General features: G+C 63.9%; 14 protein-coding genes and 1 riboswitch. Of the genes, 12 read left to right on the top strand and 2 right to left on the bottom strand.

The genetic code is table 11. The annotated features are described in order from the left end of the window. The first annotated feature begins 231 nt into the window (after positions 1 to 231). Positions 232 to 2793: a dermonecrotic toxin domain-containing protein gene (locus AAZU54_RS17815; protein WP_186554656.1), complete on the top strand. Its 2562-nt coding sequence runs from the start codon at positions 232 to 234 to the stop codon at positions 2791 to 2793. Positions 2794 to 2799: 6 nt separating this feature from the next. Here AAZU54_RS17815 and AAZU54_RS17820 read toward each other — a convergent pair whose 3' ends face one another. Next, positions 2800 to 3717 carry a LysR family transcriptional regulator gene (locus AAZU54_RS17820; RefSeq protein ID WP_434727457.1) on the bottom strand — a complete coding sequence of 306 codons (918 nt, stop codon included), beginning with the start codon at positions 3715 to 3717 and terminating at the stop codon, positions 2800 to 2802. 124 nt (positions 3718 to 3841) lie between these two features. On the opposite strand from AAZU54_RS17820, the gene AAZU54_RS17825 reads away from it, so the two are divergent. Further along, a complete protein-coding gene (locus tag AAZU54_RS17825) occupies positions 3842 to 4900 on the top strand; it encodes a tartrate dehydrogenase (RefSeq protein ID WP_186554658.1) in 1059 nt (352 codons plus the stop codon). Positions 4901 to 4981: 81 nt separating this feature from the next. Continuing rightward, positions 4982 to 6292, top strand: coding sequence for a dicarboxylate/amino acid:cation symporter (locus AAZU54_RS17830; protein WP_312154154.1), 1311 nt, complete (start codon positions 4982 to 4984; stop codon positions 6290 to 6292). 40 nt (positions 6293 to 6332) lie between these two features. On the opposite strand, the gene AAZU54_RS17835 is transcribed toward AAZU54_RS17830, so the two are convergent. Beyond that, on the bottom strand, positions 6333 to 6911 hold the full coding sequence (locus AAZU54_RS17835) for a hypothetical protein (protein ID WP_312153474.1): 579 nt from the start codon (positions 6909 to 6911) through the stop codon (positions 6333 to 6335). Between the two features lie 152 nt (positions 6912 to 7063). After that, a riboswitch (cobalamin riboswitch) is annotated at positions 7064 to 7270 on the top strand. A 122-nt stretch (positions 7271 to 7392) separates the two neighbouring features. On the opposite strand from AAZU54_RS17835, the gene cobO reads away from it, so the two are divergent. From cobO to cobC, 9 genes are read left to right on the top strand one after another with little or no spacing between them, the layout of a single operon-like run. Continuing rightward, positions 7393 to 8004 carry a cob(I)yrinic acid a,c-diamide adenosyltransferase gene (cobO, locus tag AAZU54_RS17840; RefSeq protein ID WP_264235747.1) on the top strand — a complete coding sequence of 204 codons (612 nt, stop codon included), beginning with the start codon at positions 7393 to 7395 and terminating at the stop codon, positions 8002 to 8004. Continuing rightward, on the top strand, positions 8001 to 9296 hold the full coding sequence (locus AAZU54_RS17845) for a cobyrinate a,c-diamide synthase (RefSeq protein ID WP_434727458.1): 1296 nt from the start codon (positions 8001 to 8003) through the stop codon (positions 9294 to 9296). Before cobO ends, AAZU54_RS17845 begins: the two co-directional genes overlap by 4 nt. Beyond that, positions 9293 to 9943, top strand: a complete 651-nt coding sequence (bluB, locus tag AAZU54_RS17850; RefSeq protein ID WP_186554663.1) for a 5,6-dimethylbenzimidazole synthase — start codon at positions 9293 to 9295, stop codon at positions 9941 to 9943. The genes AAZU54_RS17845 and bluB overlap by 4 nt, the downstream gene beginning before the upstream one ends. Further along, positions 9940 to 10848, top strand: coding sequence for an adenosylcobinamide-phosphate synthase CbiB (cbiB, locus tag AAZU54_RS17855; RefSeq protein ID WP_186554664.1), 909 nt, complete (start codon positions 9940 to 9942; stop codon positions 10846 to 10848). The genes bluB and cbiB overlap by 4 nt, the downstream gene beginning before the upstream one ends. Continuing rightward, positions 10841 to 11833: a threonine-phosphate decarboxylase CobD gene (gene cobD, locus AAZU54_RS17860; protein ID WP_434727459.1), complete on the top strand. Its 993-nt coding sequence runs from the start codon at positions 10841 to 10843 to the stop codon at positions 11831 to 11833. Before cbiB ends, cobD begins: the two co-directional genes overlap by 8 nt. Continuing rightward, positions 11830 to 13284 (top strand): cobyric acid synthase, encoded by a 1455-nt coding sequence (locus AAZU54_RS17865; RefSeq protein WP_434727460.1) that lies wholly within the window; start codon positions 11830 to 11832, stop codon positions 13282 to 13284. Before cobD ends, AAZU54_RS17865 begins: the two co-directional genes overlap by 4 nt. Before the next feature lies 1 nt (position 13285). Next, the gene (gene cobU, locus AAZU54_RS17870) at positions 13286 to 13807 is read left to right on the top strand and encodes a bifunctional adenosylcobinamide kinase/adenosylcobinamide-phosphate guanylyltransferase (protein WP_434727461.1); all 522 of its coding nucleotides are present in this window, start codon (positions 13286 to 13288) and stop codon (positions 13805 to 13807) included. Beyond that, positions 13804 to 14859, top strand: a complete 1056-nt coding sequence (gene cobT, locus AAZU54_RS17875; RefSeq protein ID WP_186554668.1) for a nicotinate-nucleotide--dimethylbenzimidazole phosphoribosyltransferase — start codon at positions 13804 to 13806, stop codon at positions 14857 to 14859. Before cobU ends, cobT begins: the two co-directional genes overlap by 4 nt. Further along, positions 14856 to 15425 carry an alpha-ribazole phosphatase family protein gene (cobC, locus tag AAZU54_RS17880; RefSeq protein WP_405130145.1) on the top strand — a complete coding sequence of 190 codons (570 nt, stop codon included), beginning with the start codon at positions 14856 to 14858 and terminating at the stop codon, positions 15423 to 15425. The genes cobT and cobC overlap by 4 nt, the downstream gene beginning before the upstream one ends.

Below are 15425 nucleotides of genomic sequence, written 5' to 3' on the forward strand. Positions count from 1 at the left end.
GATTCCACTTTCGCACCAACTGGCAGGCCCATCGCCGGGCCCTCCCATCAAAAAAGCCAGTCCTGGGCATCGTCAACATGCCTGCCGTCCTCCAGCGTTGGTCTGCGTAAATTCAGGGGGCTGGCCGACGCTGCAGGTCATTTGGCAATTATGGGCACACACACATGTACCGCCTGATGCACACCTGACAGTCCATGATGGGCGCCTGATAATCAGGCCAGGAGGTGGCCATTGAACGGGATCAAGGACAAGAAACAGCGTCAACTACAGTCGCTGGATGTGGCGCGGTCGTTGATGCAGGTGGTTGGAGATTTTCTGCGTGACTATCCCGATCCTTATGTATTGGCACGCAAGCATGCTGCACGAATAGTGCTTAAGCACACCGGCAAGGCGATCGACCCGCGCTTCGTCTGGTGGCACCGGTTTGAGACCTCCAGCTCCAGCAGGCGTAGCTTCAACGGCTGGCAGCATAGCGGTCCGCCAGTGAAATCTGTCACCCTCACCGAACTGGTTGTCGAGCGCTTCGAGCTACGTTTTCAAGATGCCAGTGACGAGCTGGACCTCTATGGCGGCTTCTATAAGCAAGGGCCACAGGCTGCTCATTTCGATGAACGCAACGAAGTGCGCATGCTGGGCAGTGCGGTGCAGCAAGATCTGTGGGCATTGGATTTCGCCGAGGTGTACCGCGCAGAGGTCGCCCAGTTCTGGGCAACGCAGACTGTGAATGTACAGGTACTGGCCAAGATCAATCTGCTCGGCGAATGTGTCAAGGCCGTCCGCGCTGGGCGCATCAGTCCGGCGGATGCCACGACTTTGCGTGCCATGGCAGCTGACGGGTTGGAGTCCTCGGGACAACTGCCGAGCCTCTTGCAGTTACGCCAAGACAGCACCAGTGGCTCGCTGGCAGTAAGTCGGTACGCATTGGGGCGTGGGGACAACGCTTGCATCTACAGTTTTCGCGCAGACAGTGGTCGCGTGCTGCTGTATCTCCCCTGGTCGACAGAAGCGCTGCGAGCGTTCGATAGCGAACTGGCCATGGCTGGATGGTTGCGCGGCGAATTGAAAAGCACGCATGGGCAGCAAGGGTTTCTCAGCAATCTGCTGACCAATCCGCGCGACAAGCCGCTTGCCGAGTTGGTCCGAGCAACGCTTCAGGCAATCGCCAACTCCCGTTCCGATCAGGCCGCCCTGGCGTTGCTGGCGCTTCAACAAGTGCAGATCAGCCAAGACATCTTCGTTTACCTGGCTGCACAGGCCCGCGCCCAGATGCAGGACAGTGCAGCGATCATGCTGGATAACGCCGGGCTGCGCGAGGCGATGTGGAGTGGCTATCTTGCCGCGTTCCTGAATGTATTCGGTGGCTTCGCACCCCTGGGGTGGCCGGTGACCCTGGTGTTGCTCGGTGCTGCGGTGGCAAAACTTGGCCTAGGTTTGGACATTGCCTTGCATGCGCCCAGTGAGGAGGCGCGCAAAGCCGCTTTGCGTGACGCGCTGCTCGACAGCCTGTTCGCCGCTTTGAATATGGCTGATCTGGGCTTTCAGTCCAGTTATGCCTCATTGGCCTACCAGGCACCGTTCCACGAGGCGGATGCATCGCTGTCACAGTGGACTGTTTGCTCTACGCCCGAAGCTGTTCTTGCGGGTAAAGAAAGCAATGCGTTGAGCAGCGACCAGCGGATCAGCAGCGGACGCCTGTCGGGGTTGCGGGTCACCCCTGACGGCGCCTGCTGGATTATGTTGCGTGGGTTGTCCTATCGGGTGCGTTATAGCCATGAATTGTCTGTCTGGCTCATCGTCCCAGCGGACAAGCCCTTTGCCTTTGGCCCCTTGCTACCGGTACGCCAGAATGATTTCGGTGAGTGGGAGTTGCTCGAGCCCCCCAGGCTGCTAGGCGGGAGCCCGCCGCCAGTAACGGGTATACCCAGCCGTACGTCAGCGCTGTGGGACGAGTACATGAAGACTCACGGAGTTCGTAGCAAACACTTGTCGGCGCAAGCACGGGCACGTCATAAAAAAATTCTGCTTGCATCGGGCATACCTAGCCTGAGCCCGGAAGTGACGCTGGATGTCGACAGCCACGGATTGTCCTGCGTCATGCTCAATGGCAAAGCGCAGTATTCGTTTCGCTACGAAGGCGGGGAGTTCGTCAACTTCCTGATCGAGTACTACACCGATGAAGAATCGCAGATCAATCAGGTTTTTCGCGAAGGGGTGCATCGCTACGACGACTGCGCAAGCTACATCGACGATCTGGCTGACACCCTCGAATCATTGCCCAAGAGCAATGCGGTGACGCTGTATCGCGGTGGCCATGGCGGGCGTGGTACCAGTGGCGAGCACTTTCGCCGTGGCCAGTTGAGTGTCGGTGATGTATTGGTCAATACCGACATGACGTCCTTTACCGAAAATCCCTACCTGGTGCGCCAGTTTGCCTCGTCAAGCACGGCCGGAGAAGCTAGCGGCCTGGATGGATCGTTCGACGATACCTCGGTGGTATTCGAACTGCCGGAAGGGCGCTATCAGAGCGGTACCCCGATCAGTGCATTTTCCATGTACTGGGATGAGGCAGAAACCTTGTTCTTGCCGGGGCATTACTTTCGTATCGACCGGCTGGAGCAGGTCTACGGTGATGGCTACCGGTTTATTCATGTGTCGCTGAGCCAGATCGACAAGCCAGCCGCCGGATCGCTGTACGACATGCGCACCGGTGAGCTGTTCGAGCGCGCGGCCTACACTGCCAAAGTAAAATCCTCGGCATTGGTCGAGCGTTTTTTCCCTGTCGATACCCAGTAACGGTTGTCACTGGACATCCTCCAGATCCAGATGATCGATGCGCTCAAAACGTTCGATCAAAAAGTCGATCAGACGCCGCACCCGCGTCGATAGATGTAACTGCTGCGGGTACACCGCATAGACGTCGGCGCGGCTAGGTGTCTGGTCTTCGAGCAGCAAACGCAAGCGCCCGCTACGCACGTAGCGGGCGATGTCCCACTCGGCGCGCAGCAGGATGCCATGCCCTTGCAACGCCCAATTCAGTGCCACTTCACCATCGTTGCAGCTCAGGGCGCCTTGCACCTTGATGGTCTGCGTGCGCCCGCCGCTGGTGAAGCTCCATACGCCATAGGGCGACTCGTTCTGGCGCAGGAAAATGCAGTTGTGTTGGGCCAGGTCGGCCAGTTTCGACGGCGTGCCGTATTTGTCCAGATACAGCGGTGAGGCGCACAGCAGGCGCCGATTGGAGGCGATCTTGCGTGCATGGAACGAGGCGTCGGGCAGGGTGCCGAAGCGGATGCCTAAGTCGAAGCCATGGCTGGCCAGGTCCAGCGGATGATCACTGATTTCCAGCTGCACTTCGATATCTGGATAGCGCGCGTAGAAGTCGGCGAGTGCCGGGCCGATGTAGCGCCGACCGAAGCCCAGCGAGGCATTGACCCGGATCAGCCCCTTGGGCTCGGCGCGATGACGGCCGAGCAACTGCTCGACCTCATCGACCTGCACCAGGATCCGCGCCGCATGGGCAAAGTACAACTCGCCTTCAGCAGTCAGGCTCATCGAGCGGGTGGTGCGATTGACCAAGCGCACCCCCAGGCGCGCCTCCAAGACGCTCAAGCGCTTGCTCACCGCCGGGGGCGTAACCCCCAGCTCACGTGCAGTTGCGGCCAGGCTGCCTTGCTTGGCCAGCAGGTGAAAAAAGCCCAGGTCCTGTGTTGAATTCATTGTTAACCCTGAGTTATCTATGTAGTAATCCAGGGTTAACTGCTGCCCTGATTTCACTACATATACTCGGCCCATACCCGTCAGGACAAGCCCGGCGGGGCACAACAACAATGGGAACCGAGACATGAGCAACTACAAGATCGCAGCAATCCCAGGTGACGGCATCGGCGTGGAAGTGATCGCCGCAGGCGTTGAAGTACTCAAGGCGCTGGCGGCCAAGCGCGGCACCTTTGGCCTGGACTTCGAGCATTTCGACTGGGGCTCGGAGCGCTATCTGCGCGAAGGCCAGTACATTCCCGAAGGTGGCCTTGAGGCATTGAAGTCATTCGATGCGATCTTCTTCGGCGCCGTCGGCAGCCTGGAGGTAGCCGACCATGTCTCGCTGTGGGGCCTGCGTCTGCCGATCTGCCAGGGCTTCGATCAATATGCCAACGTGCGCCCGGCGCGGGTCTTGCCGGGGGTGACCAGCCCGCTGGCCAAGGGCAAGGCGATCGACTGGGTGATCGTGCGGGAGAACTCAGAAGGTGAGTACTCCGGCAGTGGCGGACGGGTGCATCAGGGCCTGCCGATCGAGGTCGCCACCGAGGTATCGACCTTCACCCGCGTCGGTGTCGAGCGGATTCACCGTTTTGCCTTCGAGCTGGCCCGCAGCCGCCCGGCCAAGCACCTGACCCTGGTGACCAAATCCAATGCCCAGCGCCATGGCATGGTGCTGTGGGATGAGGTGTTCGCCGAAGTCGCTCAAGATTATCCGGACGTGCGCACCACCCGTGAGCTGGTCGATGCGGTGACCACCACCATGGTGCTCAAGCCTGAGCAACTGGACGTGGTGGTGGCCACCAACCTGCATGCCGACATCCTCTCCGACCTGGCCGCCGCGCTGTCCGGCAGCCTGGGTATCGCGCCAACCGCCAACCTCAATCCAAGCCGCGATTTCCCCTCGATGTTCGAGCCGATCCACGGTTCGGCCTTCGATATCACCGGCAAAGGCGTGGCCAACCCCATCGCCACCTTCTGGACGGCGGTGATGATGCTCGAGCACCTGGGCGAAACGGCGGCGGCGGCTGAATTGATGTCTGCCATCGAAGCGGTGACCGAGAGCGGCCTGCACACCCCGGACCTGGGCGGCAAGGCCACTACCCGTGAGGTTACCGATGCGGTGCTGGCGCTGATCCGCCGCTGATTCGCGCGACTTGCGCTGCGGGGCCGGTAACCGCCAGGCCCCAAGGCACTCCTGAACAAAAACAACAATCAGGGCCAAATCATGAAACGCATGCTCAGCAAGCTGTACGTGCAAGTCCTGCTCGCCGTCATCATCGGTGCCATCGTCGGCGTGCTCTGGCCGCAGACCGGCGAGGCGCTCAAGCCGATTGGCGATGCCTTCATCAAACTGATCAAGATGCTCCTGGCACCGGTGATCTTCCTCACCGTGGTCACCGGCATCGCCCGCATGGAAAACATGAAAGAGCTGGGGCGGGTGGGCTTTCGCGCGCTGATCTACTTCGAGGTGGTGTCGACCCTGGCGCTGGTGATCGGCCTGGTGGTAGTACAGGTGTTCCAGCCGGGCGCAGGCATGAACATCGACCCGGCGAGCCTGGATAGCGGTAGCATCGCCAGCTACACCGCCGCTGCCAAGCACAGCTCGTTCCTCGACTTTGTCCTGGGGATCATCCCCGACACCGTGGTCGATGCCTTTGCCAAGGGCAATATCCTGCAGATCCTGTTGTTCTCCATTCTGCTTGGGGTGGCCCTGGCCAAGGCCGGTCCGAAGGCGCAGCTGTTCGTCGACAGCCTCGACAGCTTGATGCGCGGCATGTTCGTGGTGGTCAACATGGTCATGCGCCTGGCCCCGATCGGGGCATTCGGCGCGATTGCCTTCACCATCGGCAAGTACGGTTTCGAGTCGCTGTTCTCGCTGGGCAAGCTGATGGCCTGCGTGTACCTGACCTGCTTTGCCTTCGTGGTGGTGATCCTCGGGCCGATCTGCCGCTGGGCTGGCTTCAGCTTGTGGAAGTTCCTGCGCTTCATCAAAGAGGAGCTGTTCACCGTGCTCGGCACCAGCTCGTCTGAATCGGTACTGCCGCAGATGATCGCCAAGATGGAAAAGGCCGGAGTGTCCAAGCCGGTGGCAGGGATGATCATTCCCTCGGGGCTGACCTTCAACCCCGACGGCCAGGCGATCTACTACACCATCGCGGCGATTTTCATTGCCCAGGCGACCAACACGCCGCTGAGCTTCAGCGATCAGCTGATCGTGCTGGCGGTGTTGATGTTTACCTCCAAGGGCTCGGCTGGGGTGACGGGGTCGGGGTTCATTATCCTCGCAGCGACCCTGGCTTCGCTGGGCACGATCCCGGTGGCTGGGATGGTCTTGCTGTTGGGCGTGGACCGGTTCATGTCCGAGGCGCGGGCGATTACCAATACCATTGGCAACGGGGTCGGGACGCTGGCGATTGCCAAGTGGGTAGGTGCGCTGGATAAGGACAAGTTGCGCGAGGCGATGGAGGGGGAGGTGTCGGTGAAGCAGCAGGAGTCTGCTGCTGGCACCGTTCTTTTGCCTGAGCGATCGGTGTAAGGGGGGCCGCTGCCAGGGGCTGCAATGCAGCCCCGATTCTTCAACCCTGCTTCACCATCAACGCCACCCCCGGAAAATACTGCCCCAGCTCGTTATGCAACTTGCGATAGGCATACGGGAAATACCACGCCAGCACACACGCCGTGTGCTTTTGCAGATCATCCACCAGGTCCTGCAGCTCCTCGGGGCTGGCATGCTGTCCTGCCTTCCACGGGCTGATGAACAGCGCGCCGGCCTTGAGCTGACTGGGGTAGGCAATGGGCTTGGCCAGCGCCGTCGCCTCCTGCAGCGCCGCGTTCAAATCCAGCCGGGCAATCCGCGGCCAACGCTGGCTGGCACGCAAATGAATCGACTCCTCAGCATTGCTGATGGACAGATCACAGCGCCCCTCACGCTCGCCCTCATCACGCTGCTTCTTGCTCTGGTACTGCTCCAGCGCCACCAGTTCAGCCTGCCAGGCCGCCGCAGCCAGCATGCCGACGTTGGCCGCCGCGCCATGCCAGTAAGGCGCCTCATTGTCGCCCTGGACCTGATTGAAGCGGTCGATGCAGTCGACCCAGCGCTCCAGTGCCGGGCGCAGGAACTCCAGGCGCGGGTTGTTGATGATCAGACCTTGCATGCTGCGCTCTCCTTATCGTTATTGGTCGCGTTCAGCTGAAAGTAATGGCTATGTGATATCACTGCTGACAGTCTGGCACAAGCTGCCGGATCGGCCATTGATCCAGGCCAAATCGGCCTTGTTTCATTGACGCTCCCGGTGCAACCCTCTAACCTTCGCGGCGTGTTTCAGGTGCCCTGCAGGCTGCGGTCTGGCGGGGTGAAACTGGGAAGCCGGTGGTATTCCGGCGCTGCCCCCGCAACGGTAGGTGAGTCAAGGTCGCGCATGGCCACTGGGTTGAATGACCCGGGAAGGCGCGCGGCGCAGAAGCCCGCGCTTCGCTCACGAGCCCGGAGACCGGCCTGTTACTGCCAATGGCATCACGGAGGGTGATGCGCGGTTGCCTGTGGCGTGGGTCACGGCGCCTGCGTGTTCTCCGTTTGCCTGCCTATCGATCTGTCGCCGCGCCCTTGCGTGCGTCGCCAGCCAGCGGAGAACCCTGATGAGCGAAACCCCCGAACGTGACGAACGCCACCTGGCGCGCATGCAGCGCAAGAAGGCGATCATCGACGAGCGTATCGCCAATTCCCCCAACGAATGTGGCCTGTTGCTGGTGCTGACCGGCAATGGCAAGGGCAAGAGCAGCTCGGCCTTCGGCATGCTGGCCCGGGCCTTGGGCCATGGCATGCAATGCGGCGTGGTGCAGTTCATCAAGGGCCGTAACAGCACCGGCGAGGAGCTGTTCTTCCGCCGCTTCCCCGAGCACGTGCGCTACCACGTGATGGGCGAGGGCTTTACCTGGGAAACCCAGGACCGCCAGCGCGATATCGCCGCCGCCGAAGCCGCCTGGGCGGTCTCGCGCCAATTGCTGCAAGACCCATCGATTCAATTCGTCGTGCTCGACGAGCTGAATATCGCCCTCAAGCACGGCTACCTCGACCTCGATCAGGTACTGACCGACATCCAGGCCCGTCCGCCCATGCAGCACGTCATCGTCACCGGGCGTGCGGCCAAGCCGGAGATGATCGAGCTGGCTGACACCGTCACTGAGATGGGCATGCTCAAGCACGCCTTCCAGGCCGGCATCCGGGCGCAGAAGGGCGTGGAACTATGAGCCAAACCCGGCATTGTCCGGCGGTGCTGATCGCGGCACCGGCTTCCGGCCAGGGCAAGACCACGGTCACCGCTGCTCTGGCACGCCTGCACCGTAACCTTGGGCGTAAGGTCCGGGTGTTCAAGTGCGGGCCTGATTTTCTCGACCCGATGATTCTCGAGCGCGCCAGTGGTGCCCCGGTGTACCAGCTGGACCTGTGGATGATCGGCGCCGAGGAAAGTCGCCGCCTGCTCTGGGAGGCAGCGCTTGATGCCGACCTGATCCTGATCGAAGGCGTCATGGGGCTGTTCGACGGCACCCCATCGAGCGCTGATCTGGCGCGCCATTTCGGTGTGCCGGTGCTGGCCGTGATCGACGGCACGGCCATGGCCCAGACCTTTGGTGCGCTGGCGCTGGGGCTGGCGCGTTACCAGGCGGATTTGCCGTTTGCCGGGGTGCTGGCCAACCGAGTCGGCAGCCTGCGGCATGCCCAGTTGCTCGAAGGTAGCCTTACTGAAGGCCTGCGCTGGTATGGCGGGCTGTCTCGTGAACGCGGCATCGAGCTGCCCAGCCGCCACTTGGGGCTGGTGCAAGCGAGCGAATTGAACGATCTCGACCTGCGCCTGGACGCCGCCGCCCAAGCACTGGGCTCGAGCTGCGATGCAGCGCTACCGCCGCCGGTAGCGTTCGACGCCCCTCAACGCGCCGCAGCAGTGCCTTCGCTGGCCGGCCTGCGCATTGGCGTGGCCCAGGATGAGGCGTTCGCCTTCACCTATGGCGCCAACCTCGACCTGTTGCGCGAGATGGGTGCCCAGCTCGAATTGTTCTCACCACTGCACGACCGCCAGTTGCCAGCGATAGACAGCCTGTACCTGCCAGGTGGCTATCCAGAGCTGCACCATCAGGCCCTGGCGGCCAATGCGCCGATGCTGGAAGCGATCCGCGCCCACCATGCCCAGGGCAAGCCGCTGCTGGCCGAATGTGGCGGCATGCTGTACTTGCTCGATGCACTGACCGATGTCGCTGGTGAGCGTGCGCCACTGCTTGGCCTGCTGCCCGGCGAAGCGGTGATGCAAAAGCGCCTCGCCGCCCTGGCCTTGCAGGCGGTCGAGTTGCCGGAAGGCACCTTGCGCGGGCATACCTATCACCATTCCCTGACCACCACTGCGCTCGAACCCATCGCTCGTGGCTTGAGCCCCAACGGCGGGCGTGGCAACGAGGCGGTCTATCGCCTGGGGCGCCTGACGGCGTCGTACGTGCACTTCTACTTCCCCTCCAACCCTGACGCGGCGGCGGCGCTGCTGCGACCATGAGCGAGCACGCCTTCAGCGCGGCCGAGCGCGCCGCGGTCTACCGGGCCATTGGTGAGCGCCGCGACATGCGCCACTTTACCGGCGCAGAGATCGCCCCGGAGCTGCTTACACGCCTGCTCAACGCTGCTCACCAGGCGCCAAGCGTCGGCTTGATGCAGCCTTGGCGCTTCATCCGCATCAGCCAACGCGAACTACGCGGGCGCATCCAGGCCCTGGTCGAACAGGAGCGGGCGCGCACCGCCGAGGCGCTCGGCGAGCGCTCCGATGAGTTCATGAAGCTCAAGGTCGAGGGCATCAACGACTGCGCCGAAGTGCTGGTCGCGGCGTTGATGGACAACCGTGAGCCGCACATTTTCGGCCGCCGCACCTTGCCAGAAATGGACCTTGCCTCACTGGCCTGCGCCATCCAGAACCTGTGGCTGGCGGCGCGTGCCGAAGGCCTGGGGATGGGGTGGGTGTCGCTGTTCGACCCGCAGGCACTGGGCGAACTGCTGGGCATGCCAGCCGGTGCCAAGCCAGTGGCGGTGCTGTGTCTGGGCCCGGTACAGGCGTTCTACCCAGCGCCGATGCTGGTCATGGAAAACTGGGCCGAGCAACGCCCGTTAAGCGAGATGCTCTACGACAACCAATGGGGAGAGCGCCGATGAGCGTGGCCTTGCTGACCGTGGCCGGGGTGGCCGTGGACGCTTTGCTGGGTGAACCGCAGCGCCGCCATCCGTTGGTGGCCTTCGGCAATTTCGCCTCGCGCCTGGAACAGCGGCTCAATGCCGGCGGCAGGGGCTGGCGCAGTCACGGGGTCAGTGCCTGGTTCCTGGCGGTGGTGCCGCTGACCCTGCTGGCGCTGATCCTGTCCTGGTTGCCCTACCTCGGCTGGCTGGTCGAGGTGCTGGCGCTGTACTGCGCGCTCGGCCTGCGCAGTTTGGGCGAGCACGTGCTGCCAGTAGCCGAAGCCTTGCGCCGTGGCGATCTGGATGAGGCGAGAAAGCGCGTGGGTTATCTGGTCAGCCGCGAGACCCGTGAGCTCGACGAGCCCGCTGTGGCCCGCGCAGCCACCGAATCGGTGCTGGAGAATGGCAGCGATGCGGTATTTGCCGCGTTGTTCTGGTTCATCGTCGCTGGTGCTCCCGGTGTGGTGCTGTATCGCCTGAGCAATACCCTCGATGCCATGTGGGGTTATCGCAATGAGCGCTTCGAGCGCTTCGGCTGGGCGGCAGCGAAAATCGATGATGTGCTCAACTATATTCCCGCACGCCTGGTGGCCCTGACCTATGCATTGTTGGGCAAGACCCGCCTGGCGCTCAGTTGCTGGCGTCAGCAGGGGCCGCTGTGGGACAGCCCCAACGCCGGGCCGGTAATGGCCGCTGGCGCTGGTGCGTTGGGGGTCGAGTTGGGTGGCCCTGCGGTGTACCACGGCGAACTGCACGAGCGCCCGCGCCTGGGCCAAGGCCCGATGGCCGATGCCGATGCTATCGAGCGTGGCTGGAGCCTGGTGCAGCGCGGCGTCTGGCTGTGGCTGCTGGTGATCTGCCTGGGAGGCTACCTCAATGCTTGAACACGGAGGCCGCTTGCAACGGGCCGTACGCCACTACGGGATTGGCCGCGAGCAGTGGCTCGATCTGTCCAGCGGCATTGCCCCTTGGTCCTACCCGATCCCGCCCATTCCCATTGAGGCCTGGGCGCGCTTGCCTGAGGCCGAAGATGGCCTGGAACAGGCGGCGCGACGTTACTACGGGGCCGAGCACCTGCTGGCGGTGGCTGGCTCGCAGGCGGCGATTCAGGCGCTGCCACACTTGCGTGCGGCAGGTCGGGTCGGGGTGCTGGGGCCTTGCTATGCCGAGCACCCGTACGCTTGGCAACGTGCTGGCCACCAGCTGGTGGAGCTTGACGATGAGCAGGTCGAACAGGCGCTCGACAGCCTGCAGGTGCTGCTGCTGGTTAACCCGAACAACCCCACTGGACGCACTGTACCGCGCGAGCGCCTGCTCGACTGGCATGCCCGCTTGGCCCGCCGTGGCGGCTGGCTGGTGGTCGATGAAGCGTTCATGGACAACACCCCAGAGCACAGCGTGGTCGACTGCGCCGAGCGTGCAGGGTTGATCGTGCTGCGTTCGTTCGGCAAGTTTTTCGGATTGGCCGGGGTGCGCCTGGGCTTCGTCATGGCTGAGCCGAGCCTGCTGCTGCGCCTGGCCGAGCTGCTGGGGCCGTGGACGGTTGCCGGTCCGACCCGAGTGCTCGGCCAAGCGTGCCTGGCCGATGAGCAGGCTCATGTCGCGCAGATCGTCAGTTGCCGGCAGGCCAGTCAACGCCTGGCAAGCCTGTTGAATGATGCAGGTCTGACGCCAAGCGGCGGTTGTGACTTGTTCCAGTACATCCGTGGCGAGCAGGCCGCGCGCCTGCATGACTTTCTCGCCCAGCGCGGCATTCTCGTGCGCGTGTTCGAGCACCCTGCGGCGGTGCGCCTCGGCCTGCCTGCCAGCGCGGCGGACGAACAGCGCCTGCGCTTGGCGCTCGATGATTACCAGAAGGAATCGGCATGACCACCCTCATGGTGCAAGGCACCACTTCCGATGCCGGCAAGAGCACGCTGGTCACCGCCTTGTGCCGCTGGCTGCTGCGCCAGGGCATTGCCGTGGTGCCGTTCAAACCGCAAAACATGGCCCTCAACAGTGCGGTCACCGCCGACGGCGGCGAGATTGGCCGCGCCCAGGCGGTGCAGGCCCAGGCCTGTCGGCTGGCGCCGCACACCGACATGAACCCGGTGCTGCTCAAGCCCAACAGCGATACCGGCGCCCAGGTGATCATCCACGGGCGGGCGGTCACCAGCATGAACGCCGTTGCCTACCACGACTACAAAGCCATCGCCATGCAGGCCGTGCTAGCCTCGCACCAGCGGCTGGCGGCTGCGTACCCGGTGGTGATGGTCGAAGGTGCCGGCTCGCCTGCCGAGATCAACCTGCGCGCTGGCGACATCGCCAACATGGGTTTTGCCGAGGCGGTCGACTGCCCGGTGATCCTGGTGGCCGACATCAATCGCGGTGGGGTGTTCGCCCACCTGGTCGGCACCCTGGAGCTGCTCTCGGCCAGCGAGCAGGCGCGGGTCAAAGGCTTTGTGATCAATCGTTTTCGCGGTGACATCGCCCTGTTGCAGCCGGGCCTGGACTGGCTCGAACAGCGCACCGGCAAACCGGGGCTGGGCGTGCTGCCGTATGTCACCGACCTGCACCTGGAAGCCGAGGACGCCATTGACGTGCGTCAGCCGAGCAAGGCTGCGCAGGTGCTCAAGGTGATCGTGCCGGTGCTGCCGCGGATCAGCAACCACACTGACTTCGACCCGCTGCGTCTGCACCCCCAGGTCGATTTGCAGTTCATCGGGCCGGGCGAGCCTATCCCGCCCGCCGACCTGATCATCCTGCCGGGCTCCAAGAGCGTGCGCGCCGACCTGGCGCAGTTGCGCGAGCGCGGCTGGGACAGCGCCATCGCGCGCCACCTGCGCTACGGCGGCAAGCTGATCGGTATCTGCGGCGGCTTGCAGATGCTCGGTGGCCAAGTGCGAGATCCGCTTGGCCTGGAAGGCCCACCGGGTACCAGTGCCGGCCTGGGCCTGCTCGACTACGTCACCGAGCTTGAGGCCGAGAAACAGCTGCGCAACGTCTGTGGCACCTTGCAGTTGGAGCAATCGGCGGTTGCCGGCTATGAGATCCACGCGGGGGTGACCCGTGGCCCGGCCCTGGAGCAGCCTGCCGTGCACCTGGCCGATGGCCGCTGCGACGGCGCGATCAGTGCCGATGGGCAGATTCTCGCCACTTATTTGCACGGCCTGTTCGAAGGTAGCCAATCGTGCGCCGCGCTGTTGCGCTGGGCCGGCCTGCAAGCGGTGCAAAGCATCGACTACGAGGCCCTGCGCGAACGCGATATCGAGCGCCTGGCCGACCTGATCGAGCAACACCTGGACACCGCGCACCTGCGCCAATTGTGTGGAGTCGCCTGAAATGCGCAACCTGATCCTTGGCGGTGCCCGCTCCGGCAAGAGTCGCCTGGCCGAACAACTGGCCCAGGACTCGGGCCTGGCGGTGACCTACATCGCCACCAGCGAGCCGCTCGATGGCGAGATGAATGCGCGGGTGAAGCTGCATCGCCAGCGCCGCCCCGATCACTGGGCGCTGATCGAACAGCCGCTGCAACTGGCCGCGGTACTGCGCGCCGAGGCGGCGCCAGGGCGCTGCCTGCTGGTGGACTGCTTGACCCTGTGGCTGACCAATCTGTTGATGCTCGAGGACGACCAGCGCCTGGCGCAAGAGCGCGACGCGCTGCTCGACTGTCTGCAAAGCCTGCCGGGCACGATCATTCTGGTCAGCAATGAAACCGGCCTGGGCGTGGTGCCCATGGGCGAACTGACCCGCCGTTATGTCGATCTGGCCGGCTGGCTGCACCAGGCCGTAGCCGAGCGCTGCGAGCGCGTGGTGCTTACCGTTGCCGGCCTTCCTCTGATGCTCAAAGGACCTGCTCTATGACCCAATCGTGGTGGCGTGATGCCTGCCAAACTGTCGATAACGCCGCCATGGACCAGGCCCGCGCCCGTCAGCAGCAACTGACCAAACCCACCGGCTCGCTCGGTCAGCTAGAGACCTTGGCAGTGACCCTTTCTGGCCTGCAAGGGCGTGAACGGCCGAGCCTGGAGCACGTTGCGATCAGCATTTTCGCGGGCGACCATGGCGTGGTCGAGGAGGGCATTTCGGCCTATCCGCAGGCGGTGACCGGGCAGATGCTGCGCAACTTCGTTTCTGGCGGCGCGGCGATCAGCGTACTGGCGCGCCAGCTCGAAGCGAGCCTGGAAGTGGTCGACCTCGGTACCATCGATCCCACCTTGCAGCTAGCGGGCGTGCGCCATCTGCGTCTGGGCGCCGGCACGGCCAATTTTGCCCAGCGTCCGGCGATGACTGACGAGCAACTGCGGGCGGCGTTGCAGGCCGGACGTGAAACGGCATTACGTGCTGCCGAGCAGGGCGCCCAGCTGTTCATCGGCGGTGAGATGGGCATCGGCAATACCACTGCGGCCGCAGCCGTGGCGAGCACCTTGCTCGGTTGCCCGGCACGTGAACTGAGCGGCCCAGGCACGGGCTTGGATACAGCAGGGGTACGGCACAAGGCTGAGGTGATCGAGCGTGCCTTGGTCCTGCACGGGCTGCGTGCCGATGACCCATTACAGGCGCTGGCGTGCGTCGGCGGCTTCGAGATCGCCGCACTGACTGGCGCCTACCTGGCCTGTGCCCAGCAGGGTGTGGCGGTGCTGGTCGATGGCTTTATCTGCAGCGTCGCCGCGTTGGTCGCGGTGCGCCTGAACCCGCACTGCCGTGCCTGGCTGCTGTTCGCTCACCAAGGTGCAGAGCCTGGGCATCAGGCGCTGCTCGCGGCCCTTGAGGCCGAGCCGCTGCTGGCCCTCGGCCTGCGCCTGGGCGAGGGCAGCGGCGCCGCGTTGGCGGTGCCATTGATGCGCTTGGCCTGTGCCCTGCACGGGCAGATGGCGACCTTTGCCGAAGCTGCGGTGGCGGATCGCCCGGCATGATCATCGACCTGCTGCGCCATGGTGAAACCGAGCTGGGTGGCGGCCTGCGCGGCAGCCTTGACGACGCCCTGACCGAACGGGGTTGGGCGCAGATGCGCGCGGCGGTCGAACAGGGCGGGCCGTGGCACGCGCTGGTCACTTCGCCGTTGCAACGCTGCGCGCACTTTGCTGACGAACTCGGCGCCCGCCTGGCGTTGCCGGTGCAGCTGGAAGCGGGCATCCGCGAGCTGCACTTCGGTGACTGGGAAGGGCGCAGCGCTGCGCAGATCATGGAGGATCAGGCCGATGCGCTTGGGCTGTTCTGGGCCGATCCCTATGCCTTCACCCCGCCGGGCGGCGAGCCGGTCGAGGCCTTCGCTGAACGGGTGCTGGTGGCCATCGAGCGTCTACACCGCGAGCATGCTGGCAAACAGCTGCTACTGGTGACCCATGGCGGGGTGATGCGCCTGCTGCTGGCCCGTGCGCGGGGGCTGCCCCGTGAGCAATTGCTGCAGGTCGAAGTCGGCCATGGCGCGCTGGTGCGTCTGCAGCTGGAAGAAAACGGACAACTGCGGGAGCTGCCCTGA

Source organism: Pseudomonas sp. Je.1.5.c (assembly GCF_051129895.1).
Classification (GTDB): Bacteria; Pseudomonadota; Gammaproteobacteria; order Pseudomonadales; family Pseudomonadaceae; genus Aquipseudomonas; species Aquipseudomonas urmiensis.